This window comes from Pseudomonas sp. LAIL14HWK12:I7 (genome assembly GCF_000483465.1).
In the GTDB taxonomy this organism is placed as follows: domain Bacteria; phylum Pseudomonadota; class Gammaproteobacteria; order Pseudomonadales; family Pseudomonadaceae; genus Aquipseudomonas; species Aquipseudomonas kermanshahensis.
This window is the reverse complement of sequence record NZ_KI519606.1, coordinates 141,161-159,667: the sequence shown is the minus strand read 5'-3', so window position 1 is coordinate 159,667 and position 18,507 is coordinate 141,161. Positions and strand designations below refer to the sequence as shown.

Annotated in this window: 19 protein-coding genes; 11 read left to right on the top strand and 8 right to left on the bottom strand. The window is 62.6% G+C overall.

The window, feature by feature from the left end; translation table 11 throughout:
• Nucleotides 1-44: 44 nt before the first annotated feature.
• Nucleotides 45-1,418, top strand: coding sequence for an APC family permease (locus D886_RS0123520; RefSeq protein ID WP_027596230.1), 1,374 nt, complete (start codon nucleotides 45-47; stop codon nucleotides 1,416-1,418).
• A 3-nt stretch (nucleotides 1,419-1,421) separates the two neighbouring features.
• Here D886_RS0123520 and D886_RS0123515 read toward each other — a convergent pair whose 3' ends face one another.
• The gene (locus tag D886_RS0123515) at nucleotides 1,422-1,913 is read right to left on the bottom strand and encodes a GNAT family N-acetyltransferase (RefSeq protein WP_027596229.1); all 492 of its coding nucleotides are present in this window, start codon (nucleotides 1,911-1,913) and stop codon (nucleotides 1,422-1,424) included.
• 137 nt (nucleotides 1,914-2,050) lie between these two features.
• On the opposite strand from D886_RS0123515, the gene D886_RS0123510 reads away from it, so the two are divergent.
• Nucleotides 2,051-2,647 carry a biliverdin-producing heme oxygenase gene (locus D886_RS0123510; RefSeq protein WP_027596228.1) on the top strand — a complete coding sequence of 199 codons (597 nt, stop codon included), beginning with the start codon at nucleotides 2,051-2,053 and terminating at the stop codon, nucleotides 2,645-2,647.
• Nucleotides 2,648-2,827: 180 nt separating this feature from the next.
• Nucleotides 2,828-3,223 (top strand): hypothetical protein, encoded by a 396-nt coding sequence (locus D886_RS0123505; RefSeq protein ID WP_027596227.1) that lies wholly within the window; start codon nucleotides 2,828-2,830, stop codon nucleotides 3,221-3,223.
• A gap of 155 nt (nucleotides 3,224-3,378) precedes the next feature.
• Here the strand turns inward: D886_RS0123505 and D886_RS28065 are convergent, their stop codons facing one another.
• Both D886_RS28065 and D886_RS0123495 read right to left on the bottom strand, forming a co-directional pair.
• Complete coding sequence (locus D886_RS28065) at nucleotides 3,379-3,537, bottom strand: DUF2986 domain-containing protein (protein ID WP_081717545.1); 159 nt, start codon at nucleotides 3,535-3,537, stop codon at nucleotides 3,379-3,381.
• Nucleotides 3,538-3,598: 61 nt separating this feature from the next.
• Nucleotides 3,599-4,414, bottom strand: a complete 816-nt coding sequence (locus D886_RS0123495; RefSeq protein ID WP_256215309.1) for an AraC family transcriptional regulator — start codon at nucleotides 4,412-4,414, stop codon at nucleotides 3,599-3,601.
• 114 nt (nucleotides 4,415-4,528) lie between these two features.
• Here D886_RS0123495 and D886_RS0123490 point away from each other — a divergent pair, with 114 nt between their 5' ends.
• The 4 genes from D886_RS0123490 to D886_RS27220 all read left to right on the top strand — a co-directional run bounded on the left by D886_RS0123490 (nucleotide 4,529) and on the right by D886_RS27220 (nucleotide 9,724).
• Nucleotides 4,529-5,437, top strand: coding sequence for a DMT family transporter (locus D886_RS0123490; RefSeq protein ID WP_027596225.1), 909 nt, complete (start codon nucleotides 4,529-4,531; stop codon nucleotides 5,435-5,437).
• Nucleotides 5,438-5,570: 133 nt separating this feature from the next.
• A complete protein-coding gene (locus D886_RS0123485) occupies nucleotides 5,571-7,325 on the top strand; it encodes a phosphoethanolamine transferase CptA (protein WP_218186935.1) in 1,755 nt (584 codons plus the stop codon).
• Between the two features lie 123 nt (nucleotides 7,326-7,448).
• The gene (locus tag D886_RS0123480) at nucleotides 7,449-8,111 is read left to right on the top strand and encodes a TetR/AcrR family transcriptional regulator (protein WP_027596223.1); all 663 of its coding nucleotides are present in this window, start codon (nucleotides 7,449-7,451) and stop codon (nucleotides 8,109-8,111) included.
• Between the two features lie 53 nt (nucleotides 8,112-8,164).
• Entirely contained in the window at nucleotides 8,165-9,724 is a 1,560-nt protein-coding gene (locus D886_RS27220; RefSeq protein ID WP_050580780.1) for an MDR family MFS transporter, read from the top strand.
• On the opposite strand, the gene D886_RS0123470 is transcribed toward D886_RS27220, so the two are convergent.
• Nucleotides 9,676-10,884: an MFS transporter gene (locus tag D886_RS0123470; protein ID WP_027596222.1), complete on the bottom strand. Its 1,209-nt coding sequence runs from the start codon at nucleotides 10,882-10,884 to the stop codon at nucleotides 9,676-9,678. The two genes, D886_RS27220 and D886_RS0123470, sit on opposite strands and share 49 nt — an antisense overlap.
• 103 nt (nucleotides 10,885-10,987) lie before the next feature.
• Here D886_RS0123470 and D886_RS0123465 point away from each other — a divergent pair, with 103 nt between their 5' ends.
• Together D886_RS0123465 and D886_RS0123460 are read left to right on the top strand one after the other, a co-directional pair.
• Nucleotides 10,988-11,575: a TetR/AcrR family transcriptional regulator gene (locus D886_RS0123465; RefSeq protein ID WP_027596221.1), complete on the top strand. Its 588-nt coding sequence runs from the start codon at nucleotides 10,988-10,990 to the stop codon at nucleotides 11,573-11,575.
• A 58-nt stretch (nucleotides 11,576-11,633) separates the two neighbouring features.
• The gene (locus tag D886_RS0123460) at nucleotides 11,634-12,107 is read left to right on the top strand and encodes a YMGG-like glycine zipper-containing protein (protein WP_027596220.1); all 474 of its coding nucleotides are present in this window, start codon (nucleotides 11,634-11,636) and stop codon (nucleotides 12,105-12,107) included.
• Nucleotides 12,108-12,143: 36 nt separating this feature from the next.
• Here the strand turns inward: D886_RS0123460 and D886_RS0123455 are convergent, their stop codons facing one another.
• Entirely contained in the window at nucleotides 12,144-13,049 is a 906-nt protein-coding gene (locus D886_RS0123455) for a LysR family transcriptional regulator (protein ID WP_027596219.1), read from the bottom strand.
• A 503-nt stretch (nucleotides 13,050-13,552) separates the two neighbouring features.
• Between D886_RS0123455 and D886_RS0123450 the strand changes: the two genes are divergently transcribed.
• Together D886_RS0123450 and D886_RS0123445 are read left to right on the top strand one after the other, a co-directional pair.
• Nucleotides 13,553-13,939, top strand: a complete 387-nt coding sequence (locus tag D886_RS0123450; protein ID WP_027596218.1) for a VOC family protein — start codon at nucleotides 13,553-13,555, stop codon at nucleotides 13,937-13,939.
• A gap of 84 nt (nucleotides 13,940-14,023) precedes the next feature.
• The gene (locus D886_RS0123445; protein ID WP_027596217.1) at nucleotides 14,024-14,593 is read left to right on the top strand and encodes a hypothetical protein; all 570 of its coding nucleotides are present in this window, start codon (nucleotides 14,024-14,026) and stop codon (nucleotides 14,591-14,593) included.
• Nucleotides 14,594-14,959: 366 nt separating this feature from the next.
• Here the strand turns inward: D886_RS0123445 and D886_RS0123440 are convergent, their stop codons facing one another.
• The 3 genes from D886_RS0123440 to D886_RS0123430 form a co-directional block, all read right to left on the bottom strand.
• Nucleotides 14,960-16,639: an MFS transporter gene (locus tag D886_RS0123440; RefSeq protein WP_027596216.1), complete on the bottom strand. Its 1,680-nt coding sequence runs from the start codon at nucleotides 16,637-16,639 to the stop codon at nucleotides 14,960-14,962.
• 261 nt (nucleotides 16,640-16,900) lie between these two features.
• Nucleotides 16,901-17,344, bottom strand: a complete 444-nt coding sequence (locus D886_RS0123435; RefSeq protein WP_027596215.1) for a VOC family protein — start codon at nucleotides 17,342-17,344, stop codon at nucleotides 16,901-16,903.
• A gap of 68 nt (nucleotides 17,345-17,412) precedes the next feature.
• Entirely contained in the window at nucleotides 17,413-18,339 is a 927-nt protein-coding gene (locus D886_RS0123430) for an alpha/beta fold hydrolase (protein ID WP_027596214.1), read from the bottom strand.
• Nucleotides 18,340-18,507: the final 168 nt, after the last annotated feature.

Here is an 18,507-nt window from a genome sequence, read left to right as displayed (position 1 = left end):
ACTCGCCTACCGCGGCGTCCTGCATCCGATTTCAGGAGTTAGCAATGCATACAACAACAACTACAGCCCAACCCGCCCATGCCGCGTCGTCCTCCAGCCCTTCGGGCCGCTTCAGAAAATCCATGGGGCTGAGCGCCCTGGTACTGTTCGGCCTTGCCTACATGGTGCCACTGGCGGTATTCACCACCTATGGCCTGGTTACCCAGATGACCAAGGGGCACCTGCCCACCGCCTACCTGCTGACCCTCGCCGCCATGCTGCTGACTGCCTACAGCTATGGCCGCATGGTGCAAGCGCACCCCTATTCCGGCTCCGTGTACACCTACACCCGCAAAGCCTTCGGCACCCACATCGGCTTCATGACCGGCTGGACGCTGCTGCTCGACTACATCTTCTTGCCGTTGCTCAGCTACCTGCTGATCGGCATCTACATGTCGGAGTACTTCCCGGCCATCCACGCCTGGGTGTGGGTCGCAGGCTCCATCGCCCTGGTGACCTTCCTCAACCTGATCGGTATCGAATCGATTACCCGGGTGAACTGGATTCTGGTAGTCGTCCAGCTGGTGTTCATCATCGTCTTCGTCGGCTTGTCGATCAGCAACCTGGCCGGCCAGTCGGCACCTGTGTCATTGCTTGCGCCCTTCCACCATGAGGGCTTCAGCGTGCCGCTGATCATGACCGGCGCCGCCGTGCTGTGCCTGTCGTTTCTTGGCTTCGATGCGGTCTCGACCATGGCCGAGGAAACCAGCAACCCGACGTTCCGCATCCCACTGGCGATCATGGCCGTGTCACTGATCGGCGGGCTGCTGTTTCTGGTGGTGTCGTATTGCGCGCAGATGGTCTTCCCGGAGTGGGGCAGCTTCGCCGACCCCGACTCGGCCTCGGTGGACGTGATGCGCCGGGTGGGCGGTGAACTGTTGGTGACGGCGTTTACCGCCACCTATGTCGCCGGCTGCTTCGCTTCGGCCATGGTCTCCCAGGCAAGCGTGTCGCGGGTGCTGTTCGCCATGGGGCGCGATGGGGCGTTGCCGGCGGTGTTTGGTCAACTGGTGACGAAAAAGCGCGTACCGGCGGCGGCGATCATGCTGGTCAGCCTGCTGTCGCTGATCGCCCTGTTCATCACCCTCGACACCGTCGCCAACATGATCAGCTTCGGCGCGTTGTTCGCGTTTTCCGCCGTGAACCTGGCCGTGGTCAAGCACTACCTGGTTGACCAGAAGCTACGTGGCACGCGCAACTGCCTGCTGTACGGCGTGGTTCCTGGGCTGGGGTTTCTCAGTACGCTGTGGCTGTGGAGCAGCCTGTCCAGCCTGTCATTCACCATCGGGCTGTGCTGGATGGGCGTGGGGTTCGCCTGCCTGCTTGGGCTGACCCGGGCGTTTCGGGTGAAACTGCCCGAGCTGCAGATGGCCGAATAAGGCTCAGAGCGTCATGAGCATTTCGTGCCAGGCCATGCCACCGTGCTCCGAGGGCGATGGCTGCACGTAGGTGTAGCCCAGCTTTTGGTACAGCGCGACATGCTGCTCTTTGCACATCAGGTGGATGGTCTGCTTGCCCTGGGCCTTCATGCGCTGGATGAACTCGCTCATCAGCCGTTTTGCATAGCCTTTGCCCTGGTGTGCGGTGTCGACCACCACCGACATGATCACCACGTTCGGTGCCGCTGGGTCATGGCCGACCAGCTCCTTGAAGGCCTCGTCAGACATGACCACGTCATGCGCACAGCCACTGTTGATGAAGCCGACGGTTTCGCCCTCGGCTTCGAGCAGCAGAAAACCTTCCGGGTACTGGGCAATGCGGGTGCGGATTTTTTCCAGGGTTGCCGCTTCATCCCCTTCATAGGCGCCGATTTCGATCGCGTAGCAGCGTTCGGCGTCGGCGGGCACGGGGTTGCGGAACTGAGGGGCGCTCATGCGCTGACTCCTTGGGGTAATGACGACAGGCTGCATGATAAATCACTGCCGATTATTTTCAGCATGACAGGATCGTTTCCTGGGCTGAGCGATCTGATTACCATGCCACCCTCGCCACCTCGACACGGAAACGCCCAATGACTGCTACCGCCACGTGCCTCACCGAACCCGGCCGCTGTGCACGCCTGAAAGCGTCCAGCAGCCGCGACCACGACAGTGTCGATGCACTGGTCATGGCCGCACGCCCCTTCGAGGACCGTGAGCGCTATGCCCGCTTCCTGCAGGTGCAACACCGTTTCCATGGCAGCCTGACGGCGTTGTACCGCGACGAGCAGCTGAATCGACGGCTGCCGGGGTTGGTGCATTTATCGCGGTTCGAAGCGGTGGAGGCAGATCTGCAAGCCCTGGGGTTGCCGCTGCCTGCTGCGCCGCAACGGGTTATTGCCAGCCCTGCCGAGGCGCTGGGTTGGCTGTATTGCAGCGAAGGGTCGAACCTGGGGGCGGCGTTCCTGTTCAAACAGACCCAGCGCCTGGGCCTGGATGGCAACCTGGGCGCTCGGCACCTGGCGCCCCACCCCGATGGCCGCGGCCTGCACTGGCGTGAGTTTGTCGCCAAGCTTGATGGGTTGGCACTGGAGGCTGATGAGGAAGCGGAGGTGGTTGCCGGGGTGATTGCCGCGTTTGACAGTTATCGGGGGCATATGCGGGCTGTGTTTGTGGCGGGTGGGGGTTGATAGTGCGTTGAGGCTGACTGGTGGTTGGCTGGGGATTTTCGGCGCGTTTGAGATCGAGCGCCGCCCGCGCGGCGCTCGATCTCATAGGCGCCAAAGCAATCACCCCTATCACCTCTAGAACTTTTCCCTATTTAAAGGTCTATCTGCACAGGTAAATAGAACCAGAGGTTGGCTTCGCTCATGAAAATGCATGTCGCACGGTTGATGCTTCTCAGCCTGTTCACGTTCGCGGCGGTGGGCTCGGCATCAGCATCACAGATGAAGACCTCGAACGCGGTCTCCCCGGCGGCAACCGTTCAGGCACCGCAGCATCCGGCAGAAAACCCGTGGCCGACCGTGGCCAGCCTGGCGGGTGAACACACGGCGCCGTTGCTCGCCCATGATGACCGCGACTGGCACGATGATCGTTGGCACGATCGCAGAGGCGAATGGCGCCGCGAACAATGGCGCCGCGAGCAAGCCCGCCGCGAAGCCGAGCGCCGACGCGATTGGGAACGCCGTCGTGATTGGGAGCGCCGCCATGAACGGGCGATGCATCACCGCTATCAGGACGATCACCGCTACTATCGCCGTTGATGCGCGGCCCCGGTAGGAGCAGCCTTGTGCTGCGAAGAGGCCAGTGACAGCAACGACGATTTACTGGGTGGCTACCGGCCTCTTCGCAGCGCAAGGCTGCTCCTACAGGGAAATGCTTAACGGCCGATGGTCTGGCCGGGTCCCATTCTGTTTTATCAGCTCGGCGATTCGACAACTGTGGTTTCGGCAGCCTCTGCCAGCTTCAACCGGTCAGCTTTGCTGATGTACTTGGGCTTGCTTTTCGGCGCCAGCTTGGCACTGGCTTTCTTGGCATGCGCCTGCATCAACTGTTTGATCTTCTTACGACGGTTCATGGTTCCACTGGGCCTGTAGGTCTGGTTACGCTGTAGGCATCATACCTGTACGCCTGAGAAATCAAACCCGCGAATATCCGCTACGAAAACTGCCCGGCGTCAGCCCCACCACCTTTTTGAATGCCCGGTTCAAATGGCTCTGGTCGAAGAACCCGCACGCGATGGCGGCATCGGCGATACTCAGGCCTGCACGCAACAGGCGCTGGGCGTGGGCGACCCGCACCTGGATCTGGTAGCTGTGGGGCGAGATGCCCACGCTCTTCTTGAATACCCGGATTAAGTACAACGGCTCAAGGCCTACCAGGCTGGCCAGGTGCTCCAGCGAGACGTGCTGGTCGTATTCGTCTTCGAGCTTATGCCGCACCTGCTGCACGGCCTGCTTTTCGATGGCCTCGGTGGCTGCATCGCACAGGCTGCTGGGCGCGAACAACAAGGGCAGCAACTCCAGCAACAGGCTTTCTCGCTCCAGACTACAGTGCGACGCCTCGAGCGCTTGATGGTGATGCAAAAACGTGCGGGCCAGTGCCGGGCGCTCGGCGAACGCAGCCCGGAACAGGTGGATGAAGTCGCTGGCCTGCTTCGGCATCAAGGTGCCATTGAGCCAGTGTGGGTCCACATACAGCATGCGGTACATCCAGCCCTGCTCATGGGCGGGCACGCCATCGTGGATCTCCCCGGGGCTGATGGTAACCATACTCCCCGGCCCGCCCAGGTCATGGCGACCGCGGTAGTACATGCGCTCCATGCCGGCGCTGATAACGCCCACGGCATAGCGATCATGCGAGTGGCGGCCGAACGCCTGGTGGCTGTATCGCGCGGTCAGCAGTTCACACCCCCCTTCAGGTATGCGCCTGAACGCAGCGAAATCCTTGTTCACCTTGTCCCCCTCTCCCAAGCTCAACCACCGCGTGTGCAGTTTTTTACAATACGTTCCGACGGTAGCTGGCTACGTTATCACGCCTTAAACAGGCACTGATCAACGGGAACCCTCATGTCGACCAACAACAACCGCGCAATCCTCGAACTGACGTTCGGCGGGTTGATGCTCAGCCTTTCCGCCTTGACTGTCGCATTCGCCCAGATAGGCGCCGGCGGCGCGGGCTTCTACCGGATGCTGTTTGCCTCCATCCTGTTCTTCCTGCTGCTCAAGGCGCGGCGTACGCCGGTCATGCTCAAGGGCTTCAAGGCGCAGCTGTACACCGGGCTTGCGGGCGTGTTTCTGGCCATCGACCTGGCACTCTGGCACCAGAGCATCTACATCGTCGGCCCTGGCATCGGTTCGATCCTGACCAATTGCCAGGTGTTTTTCATGACCTTCCTGGGTTTTTACCTGCTCAAGGAACGGCCCTCGGCCAACTTCCTCGTCTCGATCACCCTGGCCTTTATCGGGCTGTACCTGTTGCTGATGCCAGAAATGAGCAGTGCGCTGGGCATGAAGGGCGTCATCTATGGGGTACTGTCGGGGCTGGCCTATGCCGTCTGTGTGTACTTCCTCAAGGTCAACACCCAGTTGCCCGACGGCGGTGGCGACAAGATCGCGCAGATGCTCAACCTGAGCCTGTGGGCTGCGCTGGTCTTGCTTGGCTACGCCCTGGCCAACGGTGAGAGCCTGGCGATCAACGATGGGCAGACCTGGCTGATGTTGGTGATCTATGGCGTGCTGGTGCAGTTCGTCGGCTGGCTGTTGGTCAACCGTTCGATTGGCGCGATCAGCCTGGGCCTGGCGGGCTTGATCCTGCTGCTGGAGCCGGTGATCACCTACTTCATCGACATCGCCTTCCTTGGCAAGGCCAACTCGACGCTCCAAGTGTGCGGCGCGTTACTGACCATTCTGGCGGTTTACATCGGCTCGATACGCCCCCCGAAAAAAGCCGACGCAGCCCTGCCCGACGCCACCTGAAACGCCCCGGCCGGGCATGCATCCCGTCTCATTGCGCTGCGCCTTGACGTTATTTTCACAACCTTCAGATTAGCGTCACGCCCTTTCCGGCCACGCGCGCATTGGGTGGCTGCCAAGGTTCTACGAGGCATACGTGTCAGCTATTAAAAAAATCCCCACGCGCAAAGGCGTGGACTGGGCCGGCCTGGGCTGGCTCCTGCTGTTCTTCTGGTATTTCTCCGGCGTTACCCAGGCGCTGCTGCTGTTCAGTGGCACCACCGGCTTTGCCGGCTTTCGCGATGCGCTGTTTCTCAGCAGCCTGTGGCTGGCCCCTGTACTGCTGCTGCCGCGCTTTACCCGCGCCACAGCGGCAGTCATCGGCCTGGTGCTGTGGGCCGCCTCGCTGGTCGGCCTGAGCTACTTCGGCATCTATCGCCAGGAGTTCTCGCAAAGCGTCATCTTCGTGATGTTCGAGTCCAATACCGCCGAGGCTGGCGAGTATTTCAGCCAGTACTTCAGCCTCTGGCTGGGCCTGGCGCTGCTGCTGTATACCGTGGTGGCCGTGCTGCTGTACAAGCGCGTGCGCCCGGTCACGCTGACCTTGCGCAGCCGCATTCCGGTGGTTGTCCTGCTGCTGGTGGCCAACCTGGTGTACCCCTTCTACAAACAGATGGTCACCCAGGAACGCAACTTTGCCGACGCTGCCGAAAAGGTTCAGCAACGCATGGAACCTGCCGTGCCGTGGCAGTTGCTGGTCGGCTACAAGCAATACCGCCAACAGTTGAACAACATGCAGGAACTGCTGGCGCAGAACGCTGCGCTGCCACCCTTGCAGAACCTGCGCAACAGCAGCGGTGACGCGCCGCGCACGTTGGTCCTGGTGCTGGGCGAATCGACCACCCGCGAGCACATGCACCTGTACGGCTACCCGCGCGATACCACGCCCAACCTTGATGCGCTGGCCGCCAGCGACAAGGGCCTGACGGTGTTCAGCAACGTGGTGTCGCCACGCCCCTACACCATCGAAGTGATGCAGCAGATCCTGACCTTTGGTGACGAACAGCACCCGGACCGCTTCCTCACCGACCCGTCGCTGATCAACTTGATGAAACAGGCAGGCTACAAGACCTTCTGGATCACCAACCAGCAGACCATGACCAAGCGCAACACCATGCTGACCACCTTCTCCCAGCAAACGGACGTGCCGGTCTACCTGAACAACCAGCGCAACCAAAACGCCAGCCAGTACGACGAAGTGGTGCTGGACCCGTTCGAGAAAGCCCTGCAAGACCCAGCGCCAAACAAGTTCATCATCATCCATCTGCTGGGTACGCACATGGATTACCGCTACCGCTATCCGAATGCCTTCCAGCATTTCAGCGATCGCCAGGGCGTGCCGGCCAAGCTTTCGCCCAGCGAGGTGGAAACCTACAACTTCTATGACAACGCAGTGCGCTACAACGACCACGTGGTGTCGAGCCTGATCAAGCGCTACTCGGCCACCACCCCCAACGGCTTCTTGCTGTACCTCTCCGACCACGGTGAGGATGTTTACGGCTCGGGCGATCACGACCGCCTGGGGCGCAACGAAGGCGCCCCGACCCGGCCGATGTACACCATCCCGTTCCTGCTGTGGACCTCGCCGAGCTGGCAAGCGGCCCACCCGCGCGACCTGCAGGCCACGGCCAACCGTGCCTACAGCAGTTCGCACCTGATTCACACGCTGTCCGATCTGGCCGGGCTCAGCTATGACCTGTACGACCCTGCCAAAAGCATTGTCAACCCGCAGTTCGAGGTTGTGCCGCGCTGGATCGGTGACCCCTACCGCAACAACGGCCTGCGCGAGTTCGACCACCTGCCACAGGACAAGGCCGAGCCTGTGCAGGAGACGGCCAGCAACGTGAAATAACCCCCTCACAACCACCGGGAGCGGCCTTGAGCCGCGCCCGGTCGGCGCTTAAATTAAATTTAAATTGATTTTAGACTAAGCCTGTTACAAGCTCTGCCTACTCCCTACAGCGCAGAGCCCACCATGCCCGCAGCCCCCCGAGAACCCCGCAAGGACGGTGCCGTCACCCGTACCCGGATCCTGGAATCCGCCGGTGAACTGTTCGCCGCGCTCGGTTATGCCGAAACCAGCAACAAGGCCGTGGCCGCCAAGGCCGAGGTCGACCTGGCGTCGATCAATTACCACTTTGGCAGCCGCAACGGCCTGTATCTGGCCGTGCTCGACGAGGCGCGCCAGCGCTTTCTGGATATCAGCGACTTGCAGCGGATCACCCAGGGCACACAGCCGGCGGCAGAAAAACTGCGGGTATTGGTAGAGCTGGTGGTTCGCAAGGCCTCCCAGGCCCAGGACAATTGGCACCTGCGTGTGCTGGCCGCCGAAATCCTCGCCCCCAGCCCCCACGGCCAGGCTCACCTGCAGGCCGCAGCGCCGCTGAAGCTGGCGCTGTTGAAAGGGCTGTTCAGCGAAATCACCGCCATCCCCGTGGACGCCCCTGCCCTCACCCGCTGCATCCTCTGCGTCACCGCGCCCTGGGCCATGCTGCTGATCGGCCCGCGCGGTGGCTCCGGGGCGCTACACGAGATTCTTCAAATGCCCGGCGATGCAGTGGCTGCCCAGCTGTACAGCTTCGCCCTGGCGGGCCTGCAGGAAGTTGGCCGCCAGTATGCCCAGGCGGGCGTCAACTGATCACGCACGGATCGCGGCCCCCACGAACGCCTCACTCAGTTCAGGTCAGCCCCATGCACTCGACAGCCGATAACACCTCCCCCACCGCGCAAGCCCCAGCGGATACGCACACGTCTATCCCGCTGCTGCTGGCCGCACTGATGCTGGTGATGTTCCTCGCGGCCCTCGACCAGACCATCGTCTCGACCGCGCTGCCGACCATCGTCAGCGACCTTGGCGGGCTGCGCTGGCTGTCCTGGGTCGTCACCGCCTACCTGCTGGCGTCTACGGTGGTGGTGCCGTTGTACGGCAAGTTCGGTGACCTGTATGGCCGCAAGCGGGTATTGCAGATTGCCATCGTGCTGTTCCTGCTCGGTTCGGCGCTGTGCGGCGCGGCGCAAAACATGGCCCAGCTGATCGCCTTCCGGGCCCTGCAAGGCTTGGGCGGCGGCGGCCTGATGGTGGTGGCGATGGCCGCGATCGGCGATGTCATCGCGCCGGCCGAACGCGGCCGTTACCAAGGCTTGTTCGGCGGCGTGTTCGGCCTGGCGACGGTGGTGGGCCCGCTGATCGGCGGTTTTCTGGTGGAGCACCTGTCCTGGCACTGGATCTTCTATATCAACCTGCCGCTGGGCCTGCTCGCGCTGCTGGTGATCGGCGGCGTGTTCCGCCCACACGTGGCCCCGGTCAAACACGTGGTCGACTACATCGGTGCGTTCTTTCTGACCGTGGCCCTGGCGGCCGTGGTGCTCATCACCAGCCTGGGCGGCAGCCTGTTGCCGTGGGCCTCGCTGGATGTGCTGTGCCTGGCGTTGTTCGCCCTGATCGGCCTGGTCGGCTTCGTTTTCGAACAACGCCGCGCCGCCGAACCGATCATGCCACTGCACCTGTTTCGCCATCGCACCTTCGTGCTCGCCGGCCTGATTGGCTTTATTGTCGGGGTGTCGCTGTTCGGTGCGGTGACCTTCCTGCCGCTGTACATGCAGATGGTGAAAAACGCCACGCCGACCAGTGCCGGCTTGCAGATGCTGCCGTTGATGGGCGGCCTGCTGGTGGTGTCGGCGATTACCGGGCGGCTGATCAGTCGCTGGGGCCGCTACCGGATCTTCCCAATCGTCGGCACCCTGCTGCAGGTGATTGCCCTGGGCCTGCTCAGCCGGCTGGACCTGCACACCCCCATGGCGTTGATGAACGTCTACATGGGCCTGCTGGGTGCCGGGCTGGGCATGGTCATGCAGGTGCTGATCCTGGCCGTGCAGAACAGTGTCGAGCCTCGCCACATGGGCGTGGCGACGTCTGGCGCCACGCTGTTCCGCTCGATTGGCGGCTCAATCGGCGTGTCACTGTTCGGCGCATTGTTTTCCCATGCGTTGCTGGGGCAACTGAGCGGCGACTTCGCCAGCCAGGCTGGGGCAGCGGCCAGCCTGTCACCCACCGCGGTGCATGCATTGCCGGCCGCCTTGCAACAGACTTACCTGGAAGCGTTTTCTGCCGCCATGCACGAGGTGTTCCTGATGGCCTGCCTGATTACCAGTGTGGCATTCGCCTTATCGTGGCTGCTGCGCGAGGTGCCACTGCGCCGGGCTCAAGCGCCTGACAAGGCTGCCCCCGTCGCTGTGCCCAGCCGTCGATAGCTGTAAAGCGCCACCAACGCGACCGCCACTCCCGCGACCACCGCGACTTGATAACCCGCCTTGGCGCCCAACAGGTCGACCACCTGCCCTGACGCCAACGCCCCCAGCGCGACACCGACATTCAACCCCGCCAGCAGCCAGGTCATGCCCTCGGTGAGCTGCTGTGCGGGCACACGGCGCTCCACCAGCGACATCGCCACGATCAGCGTCGGCGCAAAGAACAGGCCCGCCAGCAGAACGGCAGCAGCTAGCCCAAAGACGCTGTCAGCCAACAGCAACGGCAAGGTCGTCACTGCTGTCGCCAGGCCGCCCAGCAACAGCAGCCGGTGCAAGGGCGTTGGCAATTTCAAGGCCCCGAATACCAGGCCAGCAGCGCAGGAACCGACGGCATAGCACGCCAATACCACGCTGGCCGCTGCCGGCATGCCGGCCTGTTCGGCAAAGGCCACGCTGACGATGTCGACGCTGCCCACGATCACGCCCATGGCCACCATCAGCAACGCCAGCAGCCGAACATCCCAGTGCTGCAACACCGAGCCCTGGCCTTTCGATGCACCCGCGTCTGCATCCACGGGCGGTTCGCTGCCGGTTTGGGCGACCAGGGCGAACACCCCGATCGCCAACAGCAGCGCAGCAGCCAATGGCCCGGCATGGGACAGCACACCCACGCAGAGCCCCACCGACACCGGTGGCCCAGCAATGAACGTGACCTCGTCGAGCACCGTCTCCAGGGAATACGCCACCTGCAACTGCGGCGTGCCCCGGTACAGCGCCGTCCAGCGCGCACGCACCATCGCCGACATGCTGGGCATGAAGCCCGCCAACGCGGCCCCGACGAACAGCCCCCAATCGGGCGCTTGCCACCAGGTACAGGCCAGCAGCACCAACAGGCCCACCACACACAAGCCTGCAGCGGCGGGCAGCACACGGCGCTGCCCGTGCCGGTCGACCAAGCGGGACACCTGCGGTGACATCAGCGCATAGGTCAACACGAACGTCGCCGCCACGGCCCCCGCCAGGGCATAGCTACCGCGTAGCTGCGAGAGCAGAGTGATGATGCCGATGCCCGTCATTGGCAAAGGCAAACGTGCCACCAGGCCTGCCAAGGCGAAGCCGGCCGTGCCTTTTGCCTGGAACAGCTGGCGGTAAGGGTTGAGCATGATCGACTCTCCGTATCGAAAAAAGCGGCTTACATACAAGCCGTATGATTAAAACCCTATTATCATACGCACTGAATGTAAAGCCGCATTTCCAGGAGCCCCAATGGTCAGACGTACCCGCGCCGACATGGAACAGACCCGCGCCACTCTGCTGGAGACCGCTCGCCAGGTTTTCAGCGAACGTGGTTATGGTGAAACATCGATGGACGACCTGACGGCCCAGGCCAACCTCACCCGTGGCGCCCTTTATCATCATTTCGGCGACAAGAAGGGCCTTTTGGCCGCCGTTATCGCGCAAATCGACGCAGAAATGGACGCGCGGCTGCACGCGATTTCCGACACGGCCAGCGACCCCTGGGAGGGCTTTCGCAACCGCTGCCGCGCCTACCTGGAAATGGCCCGCGAGCCGGAGATTCAGCGCATCGTGTTGCGTGATGGGCGTGCCGTATTGGGTGCCCCTACCCCGCAAGCGCAGCTGCACTGCGTCGCGTCGCTGCGCAGCATGCTGGAGCAGTTGATGGCGCAGGGCGTGGTCGCCCAGGCCAATCCACAGGCGTTGGCGTCGCTGATCTGCGGGGGCCTGGCAGAAACGGCATTCTGGATTGCCGAAGAAGAGGGCCAAGGCCAAAGGCTGGAGCAGGCCCTGGACGCCATGGAACTGATGCTCAAGGGGCTGCGCAACCCCTGCTGAAAAACCGCGCAGGCGGACTATCCTGTGAGAGGGGGTTCACGCCCACAGGAGGTGTGCCATGCGTTCGCTCACATGGAGTTACCTGCTGGTGCTGCTGTGCACTGCACTTGCCGCCCAGGCGCAGTCAGTGGTACCGCTGAAAGGCCAGAGCAGCCAGCAGATGCAACTGGACATCAATGATTGCAATACCGTCGCCACCAATGCCGCGAACAGCGCCTCGACATCCAGCGATGCCCACGTTGGTGGCCGGGTACGCGGCGCGGCAGCTGGCGCAGCTGCAGGTGCCGTCGGCGCGCAGGTCCGCGGCAATCAGCATGAAGAGCTATACGACCGGGCCAGCGACGATGCCAAGCAGCAATACCGGCAAAACCGCGCCGGTGAAACCGCCGCTGCCGGTGCGGCAGTGGGTGGCATGCGCCAGCGCCAGGATCGCCGCCAGGACCGGCGTACCCAGGGCGAAGCGCAGAGCTCGGCCCATGCCAGCGCGTACAGCGGTTGCCTGCAAGGGCGTGGGTACCAGGTCAACCCTTGAAGGTTTGATGCACCAAGGTCAGGCCGACGGCAGGCATTAGAACTTGGCCAGTTCTTCCCGGCAAAACTCGACAAACAGTTGTGCCGGCTTGGTCAACTGAACCCGCTTCAAGCGGGCTGCCGCCAGCCCCGACAGCGCCACAGGTTCGGCGATATCGACCATGGCCAGACGCTGCCCATCGTAGGTGCATTCCGAATGTGGGCGGGTCACCAACAGCGAAAAACCGAACCCCTGCCCCACCATCCCGCGCACCATCTCGATCGACGGCGAGCTGAAGACGATGTTCGGGGTCAGGCCCATTTCGTTGAACAGGCTGACGAAGTAAGTCCGGCTGGGTGCCACGTCCAGCAAAATCATCGGCTCGGGGCAGAGATCGCGCAGCGAGACCTGGCTTTGCCCAGCAAAGCGGTGCTTTTCGGGCAACAGCACATAGGGTTTTTGCGGCGGCATCAGCGGCTCGGCCTCGATGGTGCCGTCCAGGTCGTGGTCGTAGAGAAACGCCAGGTCGAAGGTGCCGGCGGTCAGGCCCTGAATCAGGTCCTGCTGCTCGCCATCGCGCAGGCGAATGTCGACGCCAGGGTAGCGTTCGCGAAAGCCGGCGATCAGGCGCGGCAGGTACAGTGGGGCCACTGTCTCGAAACAGCCGATATCGATTTGCCCAGCCACGGTGTCGTTGTCGGCCAAGGCGTTCTGCTCGAACTCGTGGGCCATCTGTAGCAGCGATTTGGTCTTGGCGTAGAAGCGCTTGCCGCTGGGTGTCAGCGACACACCTTGGGCGTGGTGGCGGATGAACAGTTGCACGCCAAAGCTTTCTTCCAGGCTTTTGATGGCCGTGGAGATGGACGGCTGGGCGATGTACAGCTGGCGCGAGGCCTCGGCGACGCTGCCGGCCTCCACGGTGGTGACGAAGTACTTGAGTTGTCGCAAGGTATAGGAAGCCACAGGCACCTCTCCGGCGCCGCCTGGGCGCGCTGGTATTTTGCCTGTCACTTTAACGTGGCGCCTGGCTGCAGGGGGATCGGGCTATGAAGGATTTACCTATGGCTTGAGCATGTTTTTTAGTGGGAGGCGCATGGCGCCCCCCCCCCCTGCTCGGATCACTCAAAGTCAATGTTCGCAGGTACGCACTCGTCGCCGAGGTGCTTGTAGCCTGGCTCGCAAGGCATACCGACTACAGGTGCTACACCTCTTGTACGCCACGCTCGTGATGTCTGAGTCACAACTTCCTCCACGTGCTCAAGGTGATCAACGGATGGCGATTCATTCTTCGGTTCATTTTGCATGGTCATTTCTCCGGTTTATGTGAATTGCCCATTCAAGCTACAACCTGTTCGCGCCCATACCCACCGGGAAATGCCCCAGCCCCTGCACACTGAAATGAACCCCGGCGCGGCCCAAAAGGTCTTTACTGAAAGTGGACAAGTCCCAAAAAACGGTGTGCGCCTATGAAGATCGTTGTCACCAGTATTCTTGTCGACGACCAGGCCAAGGCCTTGGCTTTCTATCACTACGTGCTCGGCTTCATGCCCAAACATGACATCCCCCTGGGCCGGCACCGCTGGCTTACCCTGACCTCACCCCACGAGCCAAACGGCGTAGAGCTGCTGCTGGAGCCTGATGCCCACCCTGCCGCCAAGGTGTACAAGGCTGCGCTCAAGCAGGACGGCATCCCCGTCACCTCGTTCGGCGTGCGCGACATCCAGGCTGAATACACCCGTCTGTGCGCGGCCGGCGTGCAGTTCACCCAACCGCCCACGGCCGCAGGGCCGGTCACCGTGGCTGTGTTCGACGACACCTGTGGCAACCTGATCCAGATCGCTCAGAAACACTAACAGTCCCCCCGCCTGGCGGGCACCCGTGGCCCGCCGTCCGCTATAGTTGCCTTTGCTTACTTGCGCAGCCAACAAGGAAAACAAATGCGCCACGAATTCAGTGAGGTCCTCAACGACCTGATCGATTACTTCCTGGTCGGCGACATTCAGTTGCTCGAGCGTTTCAAGCAAGACAACGACCTAGCGGACGACCTGGCCCACGCGTTCACCCATGACGACAGCGGTGACAAGGCGGTGCGCGAAGGCGTGGTGCTGCCCATTGCCGGCATCGATAACCTGCCCTATCGGATCATCTTCACCCTCGATGGTCACACCCCTGCCCTGCGTGAGCCGGGTAGCCGACTGAAGCATCAGCGTTCCGGCTATGTACTGCGCGTCGAGCACCGCGCGTTGATGCTGTACACCTGGCGCATCCTGCAGCATTTCACCAATAAGGCCCTCGGCGATCTGCTGGCACGCTACCAGGCGCCTGGGCGGCCGATCATCGAGCTGGACAACGGCTGGTATGACGTGGAGGTGCTCGGCGGTGCGGTGGTGCGGGATGGGTTGTACGAGCCGGCGTTCGAGTTCGTTTTGAAGAAGCGCTGGAGCCGCGGGGAAGCCACCGGGGTGGATACCGGGTACGCCTTTACCCTGCGAGGGTATTTTGACTGAGGCGGGCCATGCACGCTTCGGTAGGAGCAGTCTTGTGCTGCGAAGAGGCCGGGGACAGCAACGGAGATTTTCGCTGCGATCACCGGCCTCTTCGCAGCACAAGGATGCTCCTACACGGGTCCCATAGCCTGACTCAGGTGTGGCTAATATCGCGGCAAGATCCCCAGCACTTCGGGGAAGCCACCGGGGTGGTTACCTGGTACGCCTTTACTCTGCGAGGGTATTTTGACTCAGGCGGGCCATGCACGCTTCGGTAGGAGCAGCCTTGTGCTGCGAAGAGGCCGGGGATAGCAACGGAGATCTTCGCTGCTGTCACCGGCCTCTTCGCAGCACAAGGCTGCTCCTACACGGGTTCCTTAGCCTGACTCAGGTGTGGCTGATATCCCGGTCCTTGGTCTCTGGCATGAAGAAGATCCCCAGCACCGCCGTCATCAGCGCAATCACGATCGGGTACCACAAGCCGTAGTAGATATCCCCGGTTGCCGCCACCATGGCAAACGCCACGGTCGGCAGGAAGCCACCGAACCAACCGTTGCCGATGTGGTACGGCAGCGACATCGAGGTATAGCGGATGCGCGCCGGGAACAGCTCGACCAGCCAGGCCGCAATCGGCCCATAGACCATGGTCACGTAGATCACCAGGATGGTCAGCAGCAACAGCACCATCGGGTAGTGAATCTTCGCCGGGTCGGCCTTCTCGGGGTAACCCGCCTCCTTCAGCGCCCCGACGAGGGTGGCGGTAAAGGCATCGCTCTGCGTCTTGAGGTCGGCGGCGGCCAGGCTGCGGCCATCAAAGCTTGGGATCACCCGCTCGCCAATACGGATCTGCGCCACGCTGCCGGGCTCGGCCTTCTCGTTCGAATACGGGATCGCCCGCTTGGCCAGCAGGCTCTTGGCGATGTCGCAGGAGCTGGTGAATTTGGCCTTGCCCACCGGGTCGAACTGGAACGCGCACTGGCCAGGGTCAGCTACCACCACGACCGGGTTCTGCTCCTGGGCGACGAACACGTCCGGGTTGCCGTACTCGGTCAGCGCCTTGAAGATCGGGAAGTAGGTCAGCGCAGCGATGATGCAACCGGCCATGATGATCTTCTTGCGGCCGATGCGGTCCGACAGGCTGCCAAAGATGATGAAGAACGGCGTACCGATCAGCAGCGAACCTGCGATGAGCAAGTTGGCAGTCTGCGGGTCAATCTTGAGCGTCTGCAACAGGAAGAACAGCGCATAGAACTGCCCGGTGTACCACACCACCGCCTGGCCGGCGGTGCCGCCAAGCAGCGACATGATCACCACCTTGAGGTTTTCCCAACGGGCGAACGACTCGGTCAACGGCGCCTTGGACGCCTTGCCCTCGGCCTTCATCTTCAAGAACACCGGCGACTCGTTGAGCTGCATGCGGATGTACACCGAAATGGCCAACAGCAGGATCGACAGCAAGAACGGAATGCGCCAGCCCCATGCCTCGAACGCCTCGGTGCCCATGGCCGTGCGGCAGGCCATGATCACCAGCAGCGACAGGAACAGCCCCAGCGTCGCGGTGGTCTGGATCCAGGCAGTAAAGAAGCCACGCCGGCCCTTGGGTGCATGTTCGGCCACGTAGGTCGCAGCGCCGCCGTATTCACCGCCCAGTGCCAGGCCCTGCAACAGGCGCAGGCTGATCAGGATGACCGGCGCCGCCACGCCAATCGACGCATAGCTGGGCAACAACCCGACCAGCGCCGTGGACAGGCCCATGATGACGATGGTGATCAGGAAGGTGTGCTTGCGCCCGATCAAGTCGCCGAGGCGGCCGAACACAATGGCCCCGAACGGCCGCACGGCAAAGCCTGCGGCAAACGCTAAGAGGGCGAAGATGAACGAGGTGGTTTCATTGACGCCGGCAAAGAAGTGCTTGGCGATGATCGCGGCCAGTGAGCCGTACAGGTAAAAGTCGTACCATTCGAACACCGTGCCCAGGGATGATGCGAAGATGACCTTGCGCTCCTCCCGGGTGATACCACGTTGGGGCGCGCTACTGCCCGTGGATGCGCTGTCGAGAACCGCCATGGGTTGCCTCCGTCTTGTCGTTATCGCAGGCCGGAGTACCTCACACCCATTTCACCGTCGCACCCAGGCCCTAGGGCTTGCATTGGTTGCGCGAAGCACGACGAGGCAGGCCGCCTCGAATCGCAGCAAGGTATCTGAAGCATAATCGGCTTTGCCGGGATATCCACTCGCCTTGATGGCGAGCGGCCACAGGGTGGACTGCCCCCGAAACTCGAACAAGACAGTTACCCCCACAAGTGAAGTGAATTCTCAAGACATACGCTATCCCTGTGGGAGCTGGCTTGTCGGGGCGCCGAACCGCAGCGGCCCTTTGAGCTCGACCTGGTTGCCATCGGGGTCGAAGCAGTACAACGACGGCCCTTCGCCCTCTGCGCCGTAGCGTTTCTCGGCAGGCTCCACCGTTACACCCGCAGCGCGCAGGTAAGCGGCCAATGCCGGCTCATCGAAGGGCTCGATACGCAGGCACAAATGATGCAGGTTACGCCCCTCTGCGCCAGGCGCGGCGCCACCCGGCTGCCCCAGCACACCGTCCAGCGTGACCAGGTCGATCATGGCAGTGCCCGTCGCCAGGTGGACCATGCCCAGGTCTTTACGCACCTTCCTGACCGTGCAGCCCAGCACGTCCACATAGAAGGCGAGGCTGCGCGGCAGGTCGCTGACCCGCAGGACGAGGTGGTCGATGTGCTTGATGGCGAACGGTCGCATGCCGGGGACTCCTTGTGGCGTGTGCGCGAGGGTCAGACGCCACCATAGCCCACTATTCAGCGTGCTCGCTACTCATTGACCAAGCGCTGTAACTGGCCACCTTCATGACGTGCCAACAGCCGCAGCAACTGATCGACCAAAGCCCGGTCCGGTGCCTCAAGGTGGAAGTGATGCCCACCTGGGTGCCATGAAACCCGCGCATGGCCAGGCAAGGCCGTTTCACGCTGGGCGTACGCGTTGCCGCTAAAGGCCCCTTGTCGGCCGAACATCAGGTACAGCGGGCATTGGATCTGGCTGAGCAGGTCACAGGCTTCGCGCTCGGTCAACGGCATGGGTTCGGGCAGCACCAAGCGTGGATCGTGGCGCCAGCAATAGCCGTCGCCTACCTGCAGCAGGTCACGACGGGCCAGCAACCGCGCAGCGTCCTCCGACAGCTCGCCGTCCAGGCGCTGGCGGCGCTGCTGCAAGGCCGCTTCAATCGTGTCGAAGCGGCTCGCGTCGGGTTCGCCAAAACCCTGTAGCTGGCTGCGCTGGACCATCCGTTTAAGCCGGTAGGAGCGCGCCAGATGCTGCACGCGGTCATCCTCCGCGACCGTGAACGGCGCGCCCATGCCATCGAGGAAGGTCATGCTGGAAATGCCGCTGGACAGGGCGGCGAGCAACGAGGCGATACCGCTGCCCATGCCGTGGGCCAGCACATGGAAGTGCGCCAGGCCCAGGCTGTCGACCACCGCCAGCATGTCCTCGGCATGCTCCCAGAGGTAATAGCCGCTGTCGTGGCGCCGATGGCTGGAGCGGCCATGGCCGACCAAGTCTGGCGCCACCACGAAACAGCCGTCGAGCAACGGCCCGAGCCGATCGAACGAGGCGGCATTATCCAGCCACCCATGCAAGGCCAGCACCGGGATACCGTCTTCCGGCCCCCAGGTGCGTACCGCTATTTCAATACCGTCGAGGTCAAGCAAATGATCCTTGGGACCGCACAGCGAACGCATAGAAGCTCCCCTTGGCTGCAAACCGGCCGCCATGGCCTACCCCACCCTCTCGCAGATGCACCTGCACTGTTGGCCCCTCACCGACCCGTACATGCGCGAGACCGACCGCTGCTGGCAATTATCTACCGCCACTCGGCACCCGGATGAGTGTCGACTACCGCCTCCCTA

Excerpts from the sequence above, each read along its gene's own strand:
- D886_RS0123510 (WP_027596228.1), top strand. The coding sequence starts at position 2,051 with ATGACTGCTACCGCCACGTGCCTCACCGAACCCGGCCGCTGTGCACGC.
- D886_RS0123515 (WP_027596229.1), bottom strand. The coding sequence starts at position 1,913 with ATGAGCGCCCCTCAGTTCCGCAACCCCGTGCCCGCCGACGCCGAACGC.
- D886_RS0123490 (WP_027596225.1), top strand. The coding sequence starts at position 4,529 with ATGTCGACCAACAACAACCGCGCAATCCTCGAACTGACGTTCGGCGGG.
- D886_RS27220 (WP_050580780.1), top strand. The coding sequence starts at position 8,165 with ATGCACTCGACAGCCGATAACACCTCCCCCACCGCGCAAGCCCCAGCG.
- D886_RS0123465 (WP_027596221.1), top strand. The coding sequence starts at position 10,988 with ATGGTCAGACGTACCCGCGCCGACATGGAACAGACCCGCGCCACTCTG.
- D886_RS0123450 (WP_027596218.1), top strand. The coding sequence starts at position 13,553 with ATGAAGATCGTTGTCACCAGTATTCTTGTCGACGACCAGGCCAAGGCC.
- D886_RS0123440 (WP_027596216.1), bottom strand. The coding sequence starts at position 16,639 with ATGGCGGTTCTCGACAGCGCATCCACGGGCAGTAGCGCGCCCCAACGT.
- D886_RS0123435 (WP_027596215.1), bottom strand. The coding sequence starts at position 17,344 with ATGCGACCGTTCGCCATCAAGCACATCGACCACCTCGTCCTGCGGGTC.
- D886_RS0123430 (WP_027596214.1), bottom strand. The coding sequence starts at position 18,339 with ATGCGTTCGCTGTGCGGTCCCAAGGATCATTTGCTTGACCTCGACGGT.
- D886_RS0123445 (WP_027596217.1), top strand. The coding sequence starts at position 14,024 with ATGCGCCACGAATTCAGTGAGGTCCTCAACGACCTGATCGATTACTTC.
- D886_RS0123480 (WP_027596223.1), top strand. The coding sequence starts at position 7,449 with ATGCCCGCAGCCCCCCGAGAACCCCGCAAGGACGGTGCCGTCACCCGT.
- D886_RS0123460 (WP_027596220.1), top strand. The coding sequence starts at position 11,634 with ATGCGTTCGCTCACATGGAGTTACCTGCTGGTGCTGCTGTGCACTGCA.
- D886_RS28065 (WP_081717545.1), bottom strand. The coding sequence starts at position 3,537 with ATGAACCGTCGTAAGAAGATCAAACAGTTGATGCAGGCGCATGCCAAG.
- D886_RS0123470 (WP_027596222.1), bottom strand. The coding sequence starts at position 10,884 with ATGCTCAACCCTTACCGCCAGCTGTTCCAGGCAAAAGGCACGGCCGGC.
- D886_RS0123505 (WP_027596227.1), top strand. The coding sequence starts at position 2,828 with ATGAAAATGCATGTCGCACGGTTGATGCTTCTCAGCCTGTTCACGTTC.
- D886_RS0123520 (WP_027596230.1), top strand. The coding sequence starts at position 45 with ATGCATACAACAACAACTACAGCCCAACCCGCCCATGCCGCGTCGTCC.